The sequence below is a fragment of the Alsobacter sp. KACC 23698 genome, from assembly GCF_045348435.1.
Taxonomy (GTDB): domain Bacteria; phylum Pseudomonadota; class Alphaproteobacteria; order Rhizobiales; family Beijerinckiaceae; genus Alsobacter.
On sequence record NZ_CP157484.1, the window covers coordinates 426071 to 443040 of the forward strand.

16 protein-coding genes are annotated in these 16970 nt (G+C 69.9%); 13 read left to right on the forward strand and 3 right to left on the reverse strand.

Features of this window, described 5'->3' with window-relative positions:
• Together ABEG18_RS01870 and ABEG18_RS01875 are read left to right on the forward strand one after the other, a co-directional pair.
• Window positions 1-735: a Crp/Fnr family transcriptional regulator gene (locus ABEG18_RS01870; RefSeq protein WP_406856402.1), complete on the forward strand. Its 735-nt coding sequence runs from the start codon at window positions 1-3 to the stop codon at window positions 733-735.
• Window positions 736-1081: 346 nt separating this feature from the next.
• Window positions 1082-2158 (forward strand): AbrB family transcriptional regulator, encoded by a 1077-nt coding sequence (locus ABEG18_RS01875; protein WP_406856403.1) that lies wholly within the window; start codon window positions 1082-1084, stop codon window positions 2156-2158.
• A 10-nt stretch (window positions 2159-2168) separates the two neighbouring features.
• Here the strand turns inward: ABEG18_RS01875 and ABEG18_RS01880 are convergent, their stop codons facing one another.
• Window positions 2169-3614, reverse strand: a complete 1446-nt coding sequence (locus tag ABEG18_RS01880; protein ID WP_406856404.1) for a methyl-accepting chemotaxis protein — start codon at window positions 3612-3614, stop codon at window positions 2169-2171.
• A 190-nt stretch (window positions 3615-3804) separates the two neighbouring features.
• On the opposite strand from ABEG18_RS01880, the gene ABEG18_RS01885 reads away from it, so the two are divergent.
• Entirely contained in the window at window positions 3805-4065 is a 261-nt protein-coding gene (locus ABEG18_RS01885; protein ID WP_406856405.1) for a hypothetical protein, read from the forward strand.
• 94 nt (window positions 4066-4159) lie between these two features.
• Complete coding sequence (locus ABEG18_RS01890) at window positions 4160-6445, forward strand: cation:proton antiporter (protein ID WP_406856406.1); 2286 nt, start codon at window positions 4160-4162, stop codon at window positions 6443-6445.
• Between the two features lie 172 nt (window positions 6446-6617).
• Here ABEG18_RS01890 and ABEG18_RS01895 read toward each other — a convergent pair whose 3' ends face one another.
• Window positions 6618-6941: a hypothetical protein gene (locus ABEG18_RS01895; RefSeq protein WP_406856407.1), complete on the reverse strand. Its 324-nt coding sequence runs from the start codon at window positions 6939-6941 to the stop codon at window positions 6618-6620.
• A gap of 239 nt (window positions 6942-7180) precedes the next feature.
• Here ABEG18_RS01895 and ABEG18_RS01900 point away from each other — a divergent pair, with 239 nt between their 5' ends.
• From ABEG18_RS01900 to ABEG18_RS01920, 5 genes are all read left to right on the forward strand, one after another.
• Window positions 7181-7651: a MucR family transcriptional regulator gene (locus ABEG18_RS01900; RefSeq protein WP_406856408.1), complete on the forward strand. Its 471-nt coding sequence runs from the start codon at window positions 7181-7183 to the stop codon at window positions 7649-7651.
• Between the two features lie 211 nt (window positions 7652-7862).
• The gene (locus ABEG18_RS01905; RefSeq protein WP_406856409.1) at window positions 7863-8003 is read left to right on the forward strand and encodes a hypothetical protein; all 141 of its coding nucleotides are present in this window, start codon (window positions 7863-7865) and stop codon (window positions 8001-8003) included.
• Between the two features lie 284 nt (window positions 8004-8287).
• On the forward strand, window positions 8288-8776 hold the full coding sequence (locus ABEG18_RS01910) for a (2Fe-2S)-binding protein (RefSeq protein WP_406858512.1): 489 nt from the start codon (window positions 8288-8290) through the stop codon (window positions 8774-8776).
• Complete coding sequence (locus ABEG18_RS01915; protein ID WP_406856410.1) at window positions 8773-9786, forward strand: FAD binding domain-containing protein; 1014 nt, start codon at window positions 8773-8775, stop codon at window positions 9784-9786. The genes ABEG18_RS01910 and ABEG18_RS01915 overlap by 4 nt, the downstream gene beginning before the upstream one ends.
• A 10-nt stretch (window positions 9787-9796) precedes the next feature.
• Window positions 9797-12037, forward strand: a complete 2241-nt coding sequence (locus tag ABEG18_RS01920) for a xanthine dehydrogenase family protein molybdopterin-binding subunit (protein ID WP_406856411.1) — start codon at window positions 9797-9799, stop codon at window positions 12035-12037.
• Window positions 12038-12056: 19 nt separating this feature from the next.
• Here the strand turns inward: ABEG18_RS01920 and ABEG18_RS01925 are convergent, their stop codons facing one another.
• The gene (locus tag ABEG18_RS01925) at window positions 12057-12425 is read right to left on the reverse strand and encodes a hypothetical protein (protein ID WP_406856412.1); all 369 of its coding nucleotides are present in this window, start codon (window positions 12423-12425) and stop codon (window positions 12057-12059) included.
• 96 nt (window positions 12426-12521) lie between these two features.
• On the opposite strand from ABEG18_RS01925, the gene ABEG18_RS01930 reads away from it, so the two are divergent.
• The 4 genes from ABEG18_RS01930 to ABEG18_RS01945 all read left to right on the forward strand — a co-directional run bounded on the left by ABEG18_RS01930 (window position 12522) and on the right by ABEG18_RS01945 (window position 16969).
• Entirely contained in the window at window positions 12522-12899 is a 378-nt protein-coding gene (locus ABEG18_RS01930) for a YybH family protein (RefSeq protein ID WP_406858513.1), read from the forward strand.
• Between the two features lie 122 nt (window positions 12900-13021).
• The gene (locus tag ABEG18_RS01935; RefSeq protein ID WP_406856413.1) at window positions 13022-13639 is read left to right on the forward strand and encodes a (2Fe-2S)-binding protein; all 618 of its coding nucleotides are present in this window, start codon (window positions 13022-13024) and stop codon (window positions 13637-13639) included.
• Between the two features lie 3 nt (window positions 13640-13642).
• Window positions 13643-14665 (forward strand): FAD binding domain-containing protein, encoded by a 1023-nt coding sequence (locus ABEG18_RS01940; protein ID WP_406856414.1) that lies wholly within the window; start codon window positions 13643-13645, stop codon window positions 14663-14665.
• Window positions 14666-14668: 3 nt separating this feature from the next.
• A complete protein-coding gene (locus ABEG18_RS01945) occupies window positions 14669-16969 on the forward strand; it encodes a xanthine dehydrogenase family protein molybdopterin-binding subunit (protein ID WP_406856415.1) in 2301 nt (766 codons plus the stop codon).
• The last annotated feature ends 1 nt before the right edge of the window (window position 16970 follow it).

Below are 16970 nucleotides of genomic sequence, written 5' to 3' on the forward strand. Positions count from 1 at the left end.
ATGTCCCTCGTTGCTCCTCGGCCGGACCCCATGCGGGACCGCATTCCCCCCAAGCACGACGCTGGCTGGACGCTGGGCATCTCCCATCCCGGCCGCATCGAGGCGCCGGCCGACAAGGCCGTCCGCCGTCTCGACCTCGGGCCGCGTGAAAGCGTCATCGACGAAGGCGACGTCGAGCGCTTCCTCTATGTGGTGCTCGAAGGCGCGGTGATGCTGTCCAAGCTCCTGCCCGACGGTCGCCGCCAGATCACCGACCTGCTCGGGCCGGGCGACGTGTTCGGCCTCAGCGTCAGCCATCTCGCCGACGTCACGGTCGAGACGGTGCTGGCGTCGCGCATCGCCCTCTACGACCGCCAGACGGTCGAGGCCTCCGCCGAACTGCAACGGCTGATCTCGGCCGGCCTGCGCGCGCAGGTCTGCGCCCTGCACGACCACGCGATGCTGCTCGGTCGCAAGTCGGCCGTGGAGCGGGTCTCCACCTTCCTGATGCGGCTTCTCCCCAACCGGGGCGGCAATGGCTGCCAGGGCCCCTCGGGCGACCGCAAGGCGGACCAGGCGCAGGTGCAGGTGCCGCTCACCCGCCAGGAGATCGCCGACTATCTCGGCCTGACGCTGGAGACGGTGAGCCGCGCCTTCTCGCACCTGAAGCGCGAGGGCTTCCTCGACTATGGGCGGCACGACGAGGTCACGATCGTGAATGTCTGCCGCCTGTGCCAGTGCACCGGCTCGCATTGACCTGACGTATAGGGAACTGAGGCGCCGCCGCGTTCTCGCCGGCGCGTCGTCTTCCGGATCGACGCAAGAAGAACCCGTCTGCGCCCGCCCCATCATGCGGGCGGACGGGAAGCGCCCGACACAGCTCCCCCGAGACCGTGCCGGGCGCCCCGGCCCACGGCGTAGCCGCCATGGATGACGTGGGACCGGACAGTGAGCGCGTCCCGCGGAGACCCCCGCCGCCTCGGGACAGAGCCGCTCAGCCGCCGCTCATCACGGGATCCAAATTGACGCAGGGATCGCGAACCGTCATTGATCGAGGTCAACGGTCCCCGCTTTGCTCTGCTTTCCAGTCCCTCCGCCGCCCATGGGTTCACACGCAGCGCCGGCCTTGCGCGCCATCCTGGCGCAGATCGGCCTGATGTCCGCCGCCGCGCTGGGCGGCTGGGCCTTCGAATGGGCTGGAATCCCGGCCCCGTGGCTCTCCGGCGCGATGATCGTCACGGCGGCCCTGGCGGCGGCCGACATCGCCCCGCCGATGGTCCCGGCCTTTCGCGAGCTCGCCCTCATCATCGCCGGCGTCTCGATGGGCGCGTCGATGACGCCCGAATCGGTGAGCGCCTTCGTCGATTATCCCGGCAGCCTGGCCATCCTGGCCGTCTCCGTGGTGGTCGTCATCGCCGGGTCGGCGGCCGTGCTGGTCCATGTGTCGGGCTGGTCGGCGCGCGACGCCCTGTTGGCCTCCGCGCCCGGCGCGCTCTCGACCGTGCTGGTCATCGCCGCCGACCAGGGCGCCGACGTCGCCCGCATCGTGGTGGTCCAGCTGGTCCGCCTATTCGTGCTGGTCGCGATCCTGCCCATGGCCATCGTGGCCGCCGAGCACGGCTCGGGCGGCGCGGCGGCGATCCGCCCGCCGGCCGACGCAGGCGCCCTGGCGATCCTGTTCGCCGTGTCGATCGCGGGCGCCATCGCCTGCGAGAAGCTGAACGTCGCCGGCGCGTTCATCCTCGGCCCGATGCTGGCGAGCGGCCTGGTCACGGCGCCCGGCCTCGTGCATGGCGGCATGCCGCCTATCTTCTCCCTGATCGGGTTCGTGCTGATCGGCGTGTTCATCGGCCAGCGCTTCCGCGGGCTGGAAGCCATGACGGTGCTGCGCACCGCGCCGGCCGCGATCGTCTCCTTCGCGGCCACGCTGTCGCTGTCGGCGCTGGGCGCGGTCGCGGTGACGGCGATCGTCGGCGTGCCGTTCGGCGAGACCGCCGTGGCCTTCGCGCCGGGCGGGCTGGAGGCCATGACGGTGCTGGCCTTCGCGCTCGGCCTCGATCCGGTCTATGTGGGCGTGCACCACCTGGCGCGCTTCGTCCTGGTCGCGTTCCTCATCCCGGCGGCGTTCCGCTGGTGGCCGGGGCTCCAGGCCGAGGAGCCCGCGCGGGATCCCACCTGAGCGGCGTAGGTCAGACCTTCACGCCGATGCGAAAGCCGCCCCAGTGCCGCCCCTTGACGCGGATGGGCGCCGAAATGTCCTTCATGAGGGCGAAGGTTCCGCCGCCCATGTCGCGCCGGTAGGTCTGCACCAGGAAGCGCTTGACGTTGCGGCCCGCCGAGAGGCCGGTGCGGTCGTTGAAAATGCGTCGGTTCCGGCAATTCGCCGTGTTCCAGGCCGGGTCCCGGCCCTGCGGCTTCGAATAGACGCGATTATGCGTCGGCAGGAAGCCGTTGCGGTCGACCGCCGCGCAGAACGCGATGCGCTCGTCGGTGGCCAGGATCGGCTCCTGGACGGCCGGAAGCAGCCGGTCGGTCAGCGGCACGAAGCGCGTCATGTGCTGCGGCGGGTTCGAGCCCGCGATGGGCGCGTAGTTTTCGTCGAAGAGGTCGGCCAGGCTGATCTCGCCGCGGTCGATGGCCTGCTCAAACAGCCGGCCGATCTGCGTCGCGGCGTCCTGGGCGGAGGCGATCAGCTTGCCGTCCTTGGCCTGCACGGCCGAGCCGGCGATGTACTCCACCAGCTCCTGGCTGGTGCGCACGAGCGAGTCGATCCGCCGCGAAGCCTCCGCGTAGTCGCTGCGCGAGCCCTCCAGATTGTCGATGACGACGTCCAGATGCTCGATCACGCCGTTGCAGACGCGGATGTTCTCGGCGACCGGGGACGCGATGCCCTCGATGTTTTCGACCAGGCGGTGGACGAGCCGCCCGAACTCGTCGAAGGCGTGCAGCCGCTGGGCGATGCCCTCATTCTCGGCGGAGGCGGCGCGCGCTTTCACCTCGTTCTGCTGGCTCTGCTCGGACAGGCGCTCGATGGTCTGCGACAGGAGCCCGAGTTGCCGGGCGTTCTCGGCCGTGGCGGCGCGGGTCTGCTCGGCGAGGTCCTTGATGGCGTTGGCGATGACGGCGAAGCCCCGACCGGCGACGCCGCTGCGCGCCGCCTCGACGCCGGCGTTGATCGAGATGAGCTGGATCTCGCGCGCCACCGAGTTGATCGCCGCGCTCGATTCGGAGACGCGCTGGATGGTCGAGGTCGCCTCGCTGAGGATGGAGGAGAACTGGCTGGCCGCCTCCGACAGGGTCGCGACATTCTCGCGCGCGCCGTCCAGGCCTTCGCGGATCGCGCCGGTGGCGGCCGCGAGCCCTTCCTTGACGTCCAGGGCCGAGGCCTGGGCCCGCTCGGCGGTGGTCGAGATGGTCTCGTTGGCTCGGATCATCTGCTCCGCCGCGACGGCGACGTCGTTGATCCCGGCCGTCCTTTCGAACACCGCGCGGACGACGTCGTTGACGTCGCCGGCGATGTCAACGATTTCGCCGAGCTGGTCGATGCGGTCAGAAATGCCTTGAATGAACGCCGCAGCCGCAGCGCCGTCCAGCGCGTCGTTCTGCTGGTCGGGGTAAGCCCGAGCAAGATTCATCTGAGGTGCTCCAAACGCTGACCGTCATGTTGTCTCTTCGTGCTTAACAAATGCTGAAATCAGAGATGCCGAAGGACTACTGTGCAGGGGAGCTACGCTCATACAACTTTGCTCTACTGATAGGTTGCAGTAGGCTGTGCGCTCGTGATGCACGGTTTATGCTACGGCTTGGGCGAATCAGGAGACGGCGATGAAGAGCGTGATCGTGCTGGGCGTTTTGGCGACGACGTTGGGCGCCTGCGTCGCCCCGCCGGTCCGCAACCTTCCGATCATCTCCTATGACGGCGAGTTCCGCGGTCCCGTCGTCGCCGACGCGGGCGTGCCCATCTCGGCCCGCTACCAGGGCTACTGCGAGAGCCCCCCGCATCGCTGGCGCCATGGCTGGTACCGCGCCTATACGCCCCAGCCCTGCCCGGTGGTCGAGCGCACCGTGGTGCGCGCCCTTTACTGACGGATCCATCCGGCCCCGGGGCGCCTGAAGGCGCGCCGGTCGGATCTTTCCAAGGCCTGCATCGTTCTCGTGCATCTCCGCATGAGGACCTTGCGTGCCGTCTTTCCGTCGTGCCGACCTTCCGAGACGGGCGTCCTTCGTCATTCTCCCGATCCTGGCCGCCGCCGCCCTGTGGGCCACGGCCGCGCACGCGGCCTCGGCGCCGGGCGCCAAGGGTCCATCCGAAGCGCTGTTCATCGCCCAGGTGCTGGTGCTGATCGTCGTCGGGCGCCTGCTGGGCGAGGCGATGCAGCGGGTGGGCCAGCCGGCCGTCATGGGCCAGCTCATCGCCGGCATCGTGCTCGGCCCGTCCGTGTTCGGCGCGCTCCTGCCGGAGTGGCAGCATGCCCTGTTTCCGCCGGAGCGCGACCAGAAGGCGATGCTGGACGCCATCTCCCAGCTCGGCATCATGCTGCTGCTCCTGCTCACCGGGATGGAGACGGATCTGGGCCTCGTCCGCAAGGTCAAGCGGGCCGCCTTCAGCGTCTCGGTGGCGGGCGTCGCCGTGCCGTTCGCCTGCGGCTTCGCGCTGGGCGAGATGCTGCCGGAAGCCATGCTGCCGCGGCCCGAGCTGCGGCTGATCACCTCGCTGTTCCTCGGCACCGCGCTCTCGATCTCCTCGGTGAAGATCGTCGCCATGGTGGTGCGCGAGATGAACTTCATGAGGCGCAATGTCGGACAGGTGATCGTGGCCTCCGCCATCATCGACGACACGATCGGCTGGATCATCATCGCGCTCACCTTCGGCATCGCCCTGCATGGCGCCTTCGACCTGCCGTCGCTGGCGCGCAGCCTGATCGGAACCATCGCGTTCCTGGCCATCAGCCTCACGATCGGGCGCAAGCTGGTGTTCATGGCCATCCGCTGGGCCAACGACACGTTCGTGAGCGAGATGGCGGTGATCTCCGTCATCCTGGTGATCACCGGCCTGATGGCGCTGGCCACCAACGCCATCGGCGTGCACACCGTGCTGGGCGCCTTCGTGGCCGGCGTGCTGGTGGGGCAGTCGCCCATCCTGACGCGCCACATCGAGGAAGAGCTGCGCGGCCTGATCGTGGCGCTGTTCATGCCCGTATTTTTTGGGCTCGCCGGCCTCAGCGCCGACCTCACCATCCTGCGCAACGGCGAGATCGCGCTGCTGACGGTCGGCCTCGTGCTGATCGCCAGCCTGGGCAAGTTCGGCGGCGCCTTCGTGGGCGGCTGGTTCGGCGGCCTGAGCAGCCGCGAATCCGTCGCGCTCGGCTGCGGCATGAACGCCCGCGGCTCGACGGAGGTGATCGTCGCCTCGATCGGCCTGTCCATCGGGGCGCTCAGCGAGAACCTCTTCACCATGATCGTCGCCATGGCGGTGATCACCACGATGGCGATGCCGCCGATGCTGCGCTGGGCGCTGGGACGGCTGCCGATCACCCCGGAGGAGGCGGAGCGCATCGAGCGGGAAACCTTCGAGGCCAAGGGCTTCGTGCCCCAGCTGGAGCGCCTCCTGGTCGGGGCGGACCAGAGCCAGAGCGGCCGGCTGGCATCGCGCATCGCCGGCCTGCTCGCCGGCGGGAGGGGCCTGCCGGTCACCGTGGTGCGCCTCGGGGCCGACGCGGTCCCCTTCGGGAATGGAGCGCCCGATGTCGACCTGGACGTCGAGACAGCCGTCAAGAAGGCGGCCGCCACCGCCCAGGACGACCCGAAGCCGGACGAGGTCACCCTGGAGGTCGACGTCACCACGCGCGTGCAGTCAGGCCCGGACGAGGAGGCGATCGCCCGGGAGGCGGCGAAGGGCTACGACCTCCTGATCGCCGGGGTGGAGCCCTCGGCGGACGCCAGGGGCGGCTTCCACCCGCGGCTCACGCGGCTCGCCGAAAGCTTCGACGGCCCATTCGCGCTGGCCAGCGCCCGCGGCGCGCTGCGCGACGAGCCCGTGCGGGCCGACATGAACATCCTGGTCGCCATCACCGGCACGGAGGTGTCGCGCCGGGGCGCCGAGATCGCGCTCGCGCTGGCGCGGTCGCATCGCTGCCCCATCACGGCGCTCTATGTCGCCGGCGCCCATCAGACCGGAACGCGCCAGCGGCGGTTCCGCGTCATGCGCGGCCAGAACGAGGCGATCCTGAAGGACATCGTGCGCCTGGGAGACCAGTTCGGCGTGCCGGTGCGCACCGCCGTGCGGGTCAACATGGCCGCCGAGCAGGCCATCGCCCGCCAGGCGCGGGTGGGCAAGCACACGCTCGTGGTCCTCGGCGTCAGCCCGAGGCCGGGCGAGTCGCTGAGCTTCGGCCATGTCGCCGGGGTGCTGATGGAGGAGAGCGAGCAGTCCTTGCTGTTCGTGGCCAGCCGCTCGGGCGCGTGAGGCCCGGCTCGCGCCCGGTCTCCCCGCCGCGCCGCCCTGAACGAAAAAGGCCCCCGCAAATGACGAGCACTTGCGGGGGCCGCTGCGCATCTTGGAGGGGGCATTCCTGTGATGCGACGGGATAACGCCCCGCCCCGGACGGAGTTCCATGGCTCCGTCGCTTTTTTTCAAATTATTTGCAGAGGGTCAGAACGCGGTCCGTGACGGTCAGGACCTTGCCCTCCTCGAAGTCGATTCCGTCCAGGATGCACTCCTCCCCGCCGGCGTTCTTCAGCATCAGCCGGCGCTTTCCGTCGGCGACCCACCGCAGGGTTCGGCTTTCGCCGAAGCGGATCGGCCTGCCGTCCAGTTGTGGCGGACCCCAGCCGCTCCCATGAGAGATCTGGACTTCGGCGATCGGCTCTCTCGTCTTGTTGACGATCTTCAACGCGGCGGCGCTGGCGGGCTCGGCGAAGGCGAGGAGCGCCGAGAGAGCGAGAATCATCTTGTGGGGCACGTGGCGCATCCAGTCAGGACGGTGTTTCGTCGTGATCTTGCTTGGACCTCAAGAAAATGGCTGGCCGGAGGCGGACCAGGGACCAGCGAAGGCCTTGGAGCCAGACAAGCAGCCTGCGTACCTAATGCAACTAAACCGGGAATTAAACGAGGTATGCTACTCGTCTTTCGTCAAGGATTTGTGCTTTTCAAATAAATCAAGTGGTGTATGCTGATAAGGCTGAAAAATCGGAGCACATCGTGTCAGAAGACAACAGCATCCTCATTGATCTCGTGGCGGACATCGTCTCCGCGTATGTATCAAACAACAAGTTGTCGCGTGAAGAGCTTGCGAGCGTGATCGGAAGCGTCCACTCGGCCCTTGTCGCCGTCTCGAGCGGGAAGAAGGAAGAGCCGGTCGAGGAGCTTCGCCCGGCGGTTCCGATCAAGAAGTCCGTGACCCCGGACTACATCGTCTGCCTCGAGGACGGGAAGACCTTCAAGTCATTGAAGCGTCATTTGTCGACCAAGTACGGCATGACCCCGGCCGACTATCGCGCCCGCTGGGGGTTGCCGTCCGACTACCCGATGGTCGCGCCGAACTACGCGGCGTCGCGGTCCGAGCTGGCCAAAAGCATGGGCCTCGGTCAGGCCCGCCGCAAGCCCGCTCCCCCGCCAGCGCCCACTCCGGCCAAGCGCGGCCGCCGCCCGAAGGCCGCCACGGCGGGTTGACCAAGCCTCGGACACCGATCGCGCCCCGTTGGCGCGGTCGCGCGTCCGCGGCCTCCCATGAGACAGCCGGACTCCGACCGGCGAGACGCCGCGCGCCACGGGCGCGCCGAGCATGAAGAAGGGCGAGCGTCCGCATGTCGCGACGCCGCCTCGCCGGGAACAGACTGAACTTCATCTGCATTGGTGCAGGACCTTGCAGGAGAAACCCCCGATGTCGACGCTCCATGCCGCTGCGGCGGCCGGCCTGATCGTCCCGGCTCTCACCTTCGCGCTCGTTCTCATGGTGGCGCAGGCCAAGGACAATGCGGAGAGCCGCATGGTTCCCGTGAGAGCCCAGCGCCGCCGGCGCTGAAGCCTGGCGGCCCCCTTCCGGGCTGCATCACACAGCCTCCCGGGCTGCATCGCACAGGACGAAGGGGCGTCGCGACGGCCCCTTCGGAAAGCCCCTGAGCTCCGGCCTACGCCGTGCGACGTTTGAGCACGGCCCGCTCGCGCCAGGAGCGGAGAGGAACCATCCCCCGCGCCTCCGGTTGATCTTGCACGACGCGTCCGGGCCTCCAGGCCGACGCTCCCCGTCACGACCGGAGACCTGCCGTGAACACGCCATCCCGAACTGCGTCCGCGCTCCCGGACGCCATCCCCGTGCGCATCACGATCAACGGCGTCGAGCGTCCGTTGCAGGTCCAGCCCTGGACGACCCTGCTCGAACTGCTCAGGCTCGATCTCGACCTGACCGGAACCAAGAAGGGCTGCGACCACGGCCAGTGCGGGGCCTGCACGGTCCTGGTCGACGGCGTCCGGGTCAATTCCTGCCTGACCCTCGCGGTCATGAAGGACGGCGCGAGCGTGGTCACCGTCGAGGGGCTGGCTCAGGATGGCGAGCTCCACCCGGTCCAGGCCGCCTTCATCGACCATGACGCGTTCCAGTGCGGCTATTGCACGCCGGGGCAGATCTGCTCCGCCGTGGGGCTGATCGCCGAGGGCAGGGCCAGGACGCGCGACGAGATCCGCGAGTTGATGAGCGGAAACATCTGCCGCTGCGGCGCCTATGTGAACATCGTCGCCGCCGTTGAGCAGGCCATGGCCGCGGGCGACCGCGCCGGCTTGCCGGGGGGCCGGCCATGACCCCGTTTTCCTATGTGCGCGCCCAGAGCGCCGCCGAAGCCGTGCGCGAGCTGGCCGGGGATCCGACCGCGCGCGTCATCGCCGGCGGGACCAATCTCCTGGACCTGATGAAATACGACGTCGAGCGCCCGGGCCGTCTCGTCGACATCACCCGGCTGCCGCTGGACCGCATCGAGAGCCAGGGCGAGGGGCTGCGCATCGGCGCGCTCGTGACCAATTCGAACCTGGCCCATGACGAGCGGATCGCGCGCGATTACCCGCTGCTGGCCAGCGCCATCCTGGCCGGCGCCTCCCCGCAGCTGCGCAACGCCGCCTCGACGGGCGGCAACCTGCTGCAGCGCACGCGCTGCTATTACTTCTATGATCCCGCGACACCCTGCAACAAGCGCGAGCCCGGCTCGGGCTGTTCGGCGCGCGACGGCGTCAACCGCATCCACGCCATCCTGGGGACGAGCGAGCAGTGCATCGCCACCCATCCGTCCGACATGTGCGTGGCGCTGGCCGCCCTGGAGGCGGTGGTGCAGGTCGAAGGCCCGGACGGCGCGCGCGCCATCCCGATGGCCGAGTTCCATCGCCTGCCCGGCGATGCGCCCGAGACGGATTCCACGCTGCGGCCCGGCGAGCTGATCACCGCCGTGGACCTGCCGCGGCCCGCCTTCGCGGCGCATCACACCTATCTCAAGCTGCGCGACCGGCTGTCTTACGCCTTCGCGCTGGTGTCGGTCGCGGTCGGGCTCGACATGCGCGACGGCGTCATCGGGAAGGCCCGCCTGGCGCTGGGCGGCGTCGCCCACAAGCCGTGGCGCGTCCCGGAGGCCGAGGCGATCCTCGAGGGACAGGCGCCGGCGCCGGAGCGGTTCGCCCAGGCCGCCGAACGCCTCCTCGTCGGCGCGCAGGGGTTCGGACACAACGACTTCAAGATCGAGCTGGCGCGCCGCGCCATCGTGCGGGCGCTCGGCCAGGCCGCGGCCGGGACGCCGCAATCGCAGACCGACAAGCGGATCCAGTGAGGGCGCCGACATGAGCAACGCTGATTTGCATGTGGGGTCTCCGCGCAGCCGCGTCGACGGCCCGCTGAAGGTGACCGGGCAGGCCCGCTACGCCGCCGAGTTCGCCGCGCCCGGCCTGCTGCACGGGGTGATCGTGTCGAGCGCCGTCACGCGCGGGCGGATCCTGCGCATCGACGCCTCGCAGGCGCTCGCGGTGGCCGGCGTCGTCCAGGTGTTCACGCATGAGAACCGGCCGGCGACGGCCTGGTTCGACTACAAATACCGCGACGAGACGGCGCCTCCGGGCTCGCCGTTCCGGCCGCTCTACGACGATGCGATCGCCTTCGCCGGCCAGGCGATCGCCCTGGTGGTGGCGGACGACTACGAGGCCGCGCGCTACGCCGCCACGCTGGTCCGGGTCGACTACGCGACCGAGGAGCATTTCACCAATCTGGAGCTCCAGCGCGAGGAGGCCTACACGCCGCCCAAGAAGCGCAACGGCGTGAAGCCGCCGCCCAAGCCCCGCGGCGACGCCGACGCCGCCTTGGCCGCCGCGCCCGTGAAGCTGCAGAACGAGTACAGCGTCGCCGTCGAGCATCACAATCCGATGGAGCCTCACGCCACCACGGTGGTGTGGGAGGGCGACGGCAAGCTCACCATCCACGACAAGACGCAGGGCTCGCAGAACAGCCAGTCCTACGTGGCCAGCGTCTTCGGCCTGTCCAGCGCGGACGTGCGGGTCGTCGCGCCCTTCGTCGGCGGCGCCTTCGGGTCGGGCCTGCGGCCGCAGCACCAGCTCTTCCTGGCCGTCATGGCGGCGCTGGAGCTGAAGCGCTCCGTCCGGGTGGAGCTCACCCGCGACCAGACCTTCACGCTCGGCTACCGCCCCTATACGATCCAGCAACTGGCGCTCGGCGCCGACCTCGACGGCAAGCTGCAGGCCGTCAAGCACGACGCCGTGGCCGGCACCTCGCATTTCGAGGACTACCAGGAGGTCGTCGTCAACTGGTCGGGGTTTCTGTACGACGTCCCTAACGCCGAGCTCACCTACCGGCTCGCCAAGCTCGACACCTATACGCCCTGCGACATGCGCGCGCCGGGCGCGACGCTGGGCGTCTATGCGCTCGAGACCGCCATGGACGAGATCGCCTGCGAACTCGGCCTCGATCCCGTCGAGCTCAGGCTGCGCAACTTCAACGCCAAAGACAAGGACGAGGACAAGGTCTTCACCAGCAAGGAGCTTCGCGCCTGCTACGCGCAGGGCGCGGAGCGCTTCGGCTGGTCGAACCGCAATCCCGCGCCGCGCTCGATGCGCGAGGGCCGCGAGCTCGTCGGCTGGGGCATGGCGAGCGGCGTCTGGGAGGCCATGATGCAGAAGACGGCCGCCCGCGTGACCGTGAAGCGGGACGGCGGCGTCGAGGTCGCCTGCGCGACGGCCGACATCGGCACCGGCACCTACACCATCCTGGCGCAGCTCGCGGCGGACGCTTTCGGGCTGCCCCTCGACAAGGTGGACGTGAAGCTCGGCGACTCGTCGCTGCCGAAGTCGCCCGTCGAGGGCGGGTCCTGGACCGCCGCGTCGGCCGGCAGCGCCGTCCAGGCGGCCTGCGAGTCGGCCCGCAAGTCGCTCCTGAAGGCGGCGCGCGGGCTGGACGGGTCGCCGCTGGGCAACGCCGACCTCGACCATGTGGCGTTCCGGGACGGCCGCGTCGTGCTCGCGTCGGACGCGGCGCGAGGCCTGAGCTTTTCGGAGATCCTGGCCGGGGCCGGCCTCGATGCGATCGAGGAGGAGGAGAGCGCCGCGCCCAGCCGGATCACGCAGATGCTCTATGCCGGCTACACCCATTCGGCCATCTTCGCCGAGGTGAAGATCGACGAGGAGCTGGGCGTCGTGCGGGTCACCCGCATCGTCAACGCCGTCGCGGCCGGGCGCATCCTCAATCCCAAGACGGCGCGCAGCCAGATCCTGGGCGGCGTCGTGATGGGCCTCGGCATGGCCCTGGAGGAGGAGACGCTGCTCGACCACACGCTGGGCCGCTTCATGAACCACAACCTCGCCGAGTATCACGTGCCGGTGAACGCCGACATCCACGACATCGACGTGATCTTCGTCGAGGAGCACGACGACAAGGTCAGTCCGATCGGCGTGAAGGGCCTGGGCGAGATCGGTGTCGTCGGCACGGCGGCGGCGATCGCCAATGCGGTGTTCCACGCCACCGGCAAGCGCATCCGCGACCTGCCGATCACCATCGACAAGATCATTGCGCCCTGACCGGACGGGGAGGGCGCGCCTATTGGCCCGGCGGCTGCCGCCCGTTCGCCTTCCAGTGCCATTGGGGGCCGGGGCGCGGCTTCTCGGTCACGATGACGACGACCTTCGGGTCCGGCTTGTTGAAGATGACCCTCTGCTCCGGGTCGGCCGTGGTCGGGGCCGGCTTGGGGGTGGGGCGGAAGCGGCCGGCCGCCCCGCGACGGGCTTCCTGCTCGGCCTTCTTGTCGACGACGTCGTAAGGGAACAGTCTCTCATGCGGTCGCTCGTGGCGCGCCGCGGCGGCCCGGAACGGATCGTGATCCGCGCCGGAGCCCCGCTCCTGGTCGGACTGCGAGACATGGCTCACGAGCCTCGTGACGAACCGGCCTCGCCAGGATTTTTCCAGCATCAGGACACCGCGACGGAAGACACCCAAGTTAGCCTATGAGGAAAATCTCAACGTAGAGTTGCAATATGCGGAGAAATCGCAGGAAGGGACTTGGCGATGACCATCGACGAGCAGGCCCTGGCGAGGCTCAACGACGCCTGGTTCGCCGCGTTCAACGCGCAGGATCACTCCGCCATCCAGGATCTCTACGCCGAGGACGCGGTCGTCGTGCCGATCAACTCGGGCGTGGTGCGCGGCCGGTCCGGCGCCGGGGGCTTCTGGGCGAGCTTCGCCGAGCACGCCTCGGCCGTCACCATCACCTGCGAGGACCGGCGCGCGATCGCCCCCGACATGGTCCAGGAGATCGGCGTCTACGCCTTCCACATGAAGGACAACCACCGCACGGTCTCGGGCAAATACCTGTTCCTGTGCCGCATGGATGGCGCCGACTACCGCATCTGCACTCATATGTGGAACCGCCATCTCTGGGACTGAGCCGGGGCGAGCCGCGCCGGCTGCGGCGCAGCGCCACGGGCGCCCAAGGCCAGGCCGGCCGGAACCGCACGCCCGGGGCGCCGTTGGGGGGACAGGTTCACCCCCCATGACCGGAGCCTCCCATGGCTAGCGACGACGCGACGCGGCCGGCCGTCAACCGCCGACATTTCCTGGGGGCGTCAGCCTCCACCCTCGCGGCCCCGCTCGTGGCCGACAGCCTCGCCGGACCCGCCGCCGCCCAGACGCGGCGCGAGCGGGACCCGGCCGAGCCCGTCCCAATGCGGCTCAGGATCAACGGACAGGAGCACCGGCTGGCGCTGGACGTCCGCACCAGCCTGCTCGACGCCCTGCGCGACCATGTGGGCCTGACCGGCGGCAAGAAGGGCTGCGACCACGGCCAATGCGGCGCCTGCACGGTGCATCTCGACGGCGCCCGCGTCCTCTCCTGCCTGACGCTGGCGGTCAGCGTCCAAGGGCGCGAAGTGACCACCATCGAGGGGCTCGCCGGGGCGCAGGGCGACCTTCACCCCATGCAGCAGGCCTTCATCGATCATGACGCGTTCCAGTGCGGCTACTGCACGCCCGGGCAGATCATGTCGGCCGTGGCCTGCGTGCAGGAGGGGCATGCCTCCTCGCCGGCGGCGATCCGCGAATTCATGAGCGGCAACCTGTGCCGCTGCGCCGCCTATCCCAACATCGTCGCCGCCGTCGAGCAGGCGCGCGACCGGATGGAGGGCTGACCCATGCGCCCGTTCCAGTACAGCAGGCCCGAGACCGTGCGCGAGGCCGTCAGCCTCGCCGATGTCGGCCGCGGCGCCGCGGTCTCCTCCCCGGCGGCGTTCCTGGCCGGCGGCACGACCCTGGTCGACCTCATGAAGCTCGACGTCATGCGCCCGCAGGCGCTGGTCGACGTCAAGGGCCTCGCCGAGCAGGAGCCGGACATGCGCGGCGTCCAGGCCAGCGAGCGCGGACTGCGCATCGGCGCGCTGGCCCCGATGGCGATGGTGGCCGACGACGAGACGGTGAAGCGCGACTACCCGGCTTTGTCGCAGAGCCTGCTGCTGGCCGCCAGCGCGCAGCTGCGCAACATGGCCACGCTGGGCGGCAACCTTCTGCAGCGCACGCGCTGCCCCTATTTCCGCGACACGTCTTGGGACGCCTGCAACAAACGCGAACCCGGCTCGGGCTGTTCGGCGCTGGGCGGCGTGAACCGCCTGCACGCCGTGCTGGGCGTGAGCCAGCACTGCATCGCCAGCTACCCGGGCGACTTCGCCCAGGCTCTCGTGGCGCTGGACGGCGCGGTCGAGACCGTCGGCCCGCGCGGCCGCCGCCGCATCGAGGCGGCGCGCCTGCACCGCCTGCCGGGCGATGCGCCGGAGATCGAGACGGTGCTGGACCCGGGCGAGCTGATCACCGCCATCACGGTCCCGGCGAAGCCCTGGGCCCGCCGCTCGCTCTATCTCAAGGTCCGGGACCGCGAATCCTACGCCTTCGCGCTGGCCTCGGCGGCGGTCGCCCTCGACCTCGACGGCGATACCGTCCGGGACGCCCGCGTGGCGCTGGGCGGCGTGGCCGCCATCCCGTGGCGCGCCTACGAAGCCGAGGAGGTCCTGCGCGGCCAGCGCTTCGACGAGGACCTGGCCCGCAAGGCCGCGAGCGCCGCCTTTGAGCGGGCGAGGCCCTCAGGCGACAACGCCTTCAAGGTGAAACTCGGCCAGGAGACGCTGGTCCGGGCGCTCATTCAAGCCGCCGAGATGGAGGGCTGACCGATGGTCGACGCCGCACCCGAACCCAAAGTCAATATGGGCCAGCCGGCCCCGCGCATCGACGGCCGCCTCAAGGTCACCGGCGCGGCCCGCTACGCCTCCGACATGCCGGTCGCCAACCCGGCTTTCGCGGTCCTGGTCACGAGCCCCATCGCCAAGGGCAAGGTCCTGTCCATCGATCCCGCCTCGGTGCTGGACATGCCGGGCGTGCTCGACGTGCTCACGCACCAGAACGCCTCGGGCGAGGTGAAGGCCGCCACGATGATCAGCCAGGGCGGGACCGCCTCCACCAGCATCCGGCCGCTGGAGACCGACCAGATCTTCCACGACGGCCAGATCGTCGCCATGGTGGTGGCCGACACCTTCGAGGCGGCGCGCGACGCCGCCTACCGGCTGAAGGCGCGCTACTTCGCCGAGCGGCCCTCGGCCGGCTTCGACGCTCCCGGCGCGCAGGAGCGGTCCGCCAAGGACGCCAGCGAGAAGCACGAGGACCCGCAGGTCGGCGACGCCGAGCAGGCGCTCGCGACCGCCGACGTGGTCGTGGAGGGCTGGTACGAGACCCCGACCCAGCATCACAACCCCATCGAGCTCTTCACCACCACATGCCTGTGGTCGGGCGCCGAGCTGACCGTCCACGAGCCCAGCCAGACCGTCTACGGCCTGCGCGCCGGGCTGGCGGAACAGCTCGGGATGGACCAGCAGGACATCCGCATCGTCAGCCGCTTCATCGGCGGGGCCTTCGGCTCGAAGGGAGCGATCACGCCCCGCACTGCGCTCGTGGCCATCGCGGCGCGCCGCCTGGGCCGGCCGGTGAAGCTCGTGACCACGCGCGACCAGGGCTACACGGTCGCGACCTACCGGGCGGAGACGCGCCACCATGTGCGCCTCGGCGCCTCGCGCGACGGCCGGCTGACGGCGCTGTCGCACGAGGGGTGGGAGGTCACATCCCGGCCGGACGCCTACATGGTGGCCGGCACGGACACGACCGCGCGCATGTACAAGGTCCCGAACGTATTCACCAAGGTGAACATCGTCCATGCGGACCGCAACACGCCGGGCTTCATGCGCTCGCCGCCCGAGGTGCCCTACATGTTCGCCCTGGAGAGCGCCATGGACGAGCTCGCCTTCAAGCTCGACATGGACCCGGTCGAGCTCCGGCGCGTCAACGACACCATGAACGAGCCCATCAAGGGCCTGCCCTACACCAGCCGCTCGCTGATGCAGTGCTATGACGCGGCCGCCGAAGCCTTCGGCTGGTCGGGCCGGGACAGGCGTCCCGGCTCGATGCGGGACGGCGACTGGCTGATCGGCTGGGGCTGCGCCACCGCCTGCTATCCGACGCAGCTCGCCCCGGCGGCGGCGCGCGTGCGCTACCGCCCGCAGGGCGGCGTCCGGGTGGAGACGGCGGGCCACGAGATCGGCACCGGCGCCTACACGGTGGTGGCCCAGATGGCGTCCGAGAAGCTCGGCGTGCCGCTGGAGGACGTCGACGTCGTGATGGGCGACACCCAGCTCCCGCCCGCGCCGGTGGCCGGCGGCTCGATCTCGACCGCGAGCGTCTGCTCGGCCGTGGCGCTGGCCTGCGAGCGGATCATCGGCCGCCTCGTGGCGCGGGCCGAGCCGCAGACGACGGCCTCGGTCGGCGGCCCCGGCGCGGGCCTGTCCGGCTGGACCATCGCCCAGGGCAAGCTCATCGGCCCCGGCGGCGAGTTCCACGACGTCGGCGAACTCTTCAAGGCGCTCGGCGCGGGCGCGATCGAGGAATATGGCGAGTTCGTCCCGCATGGCTCCAGCCCGGACGCCCTCGCGGGGCTCTATGCGGGCAAGTCTGGCATCACCGGCGGGTCGCGGCTGAAGGACCGAATCCAGTACGCCTTCGGGGCGGAGTTCGTGGAGGTGCGCGTGCATGCGCGGACGCGCGAGATCCGCGCGCCCAGGCTCGTCGGCGCCTTCGCGGCGGGCCACATCATGAACCCCCGGACGGCGCGCAGCCAGCTGATGGGCGGCCTGATCTGGGGCCTTGGCTCGGCCCTTCACGAGCGGACCGAGATCGACGTGCGGGCGGCCCGCTACGTCAACGACAACCTCGCGGAATATCTCATCCCGGTGAACGCCGACGTGGCGGAGGTCAAGGTGATCCTGCTGTCGGAGGAGGACCAGCTGGTCAATCCGTCCGGCATCAAGGGCCTGGGCGAACTCGGCAATGTGGGGACCAACGCGGCGGTCGCCAACGCCGTCCACCACGCCACCGGCAAGCGCATCCGCAGTCTGCCCATCCGCATCGAGCACCTGCTCGACGCCTGAC

Excerpts from the sequence above, each read along its gene's own strand:
- ABEG18_RS01870 (WP_406856402.1), top strand. The coding sequence starts at position 1 with ATGTCCCTCGTTGCTCCTCGGCCGGACCCCATGCGGGACCGCATTCCC.
- ABEG18_RS01875 (WP_406856403.1), top strand. The coding sequence starts at position 1,082 with ATGGGTTCACACGCAGCGCCGGCCTTGCGCGCCATCCTGGCGCAGATC.
- ABEG18_RS01880 (WP_406856404.1), bottom strand. The coding sequence starts at position 3,614 with ATGAATCTTGCTCGGGCTTACCCCGACCAGCAGAACGACGCGCTGGAC.
- ABEG18_RS01885 (WP_406856405.1), top strand. The coding sequence starts at position 3,805 with ATGAAGAGCGTGATCGTGCTGGGCGTTTTGGCGACGACGTTGGGCGCC.
- ABEG18_RS01905 (WP_406856409.1), top strand. The coding sequence starts at position 7,863 with ATGTCGACGCTCCATGCCGCTGCGGCGGCCGGCCTGATCGTCCCGGCT.
- ABEG18_RS01915 (WP_406856410.1), top strand. The coding sequence starts at position 8,773 with ATGACCCCGTTTTCCTATGTGCGCGCCCAGAGCGCCGCCGAAGCCGTG.
- ABEG18_RS01920 (WP_406856411.1), top strand. The coding sequence starts at position 9,797 with ATGAGCAACGCTGATTTGCATGTGGGGTCTCCGCGCAGCCGCGTCGAC.
- ABEG18_RS01925 (WP_406856412.1), bottom strand. The coding sequence starts at position 12,425 with ATGCTGGAAAAATCCTGGCGAGGCCGGTTCGTCACGAGGCTCGTGAGC.
- ABEG18_RS01930 (WP_406858513.1), top strand. The coding sequence starts at position 12,522 with ATGACCATCGACGAGCAGGCCCTGGCGAGGCTCAACGACGCCTGGTTC.
- ABEG18_RS01935 (WP_406856413.1), top strand. The coding sequence starts at position 13,022 with ATGGCTAGCGACGACGCGACGCGGCCGGCCGTCAACCGCCGACATTTC.
- ABEG18_RS01940 (WP_406856414.1), top strand. The coding sequence starts at position 13,643 with ATGCGCCCGTTCCAGTACAGCAGGCCCGAGACCGTGCGCGAGGCCGTC.
- ABEG18_RS01945 (WP_406856415.1), top strand. The coding sequence starts at position 14,669 with ATGGTCGACGCCGCACCCGAACCCAAAGTCAATATGGGCCAGCCGGCC.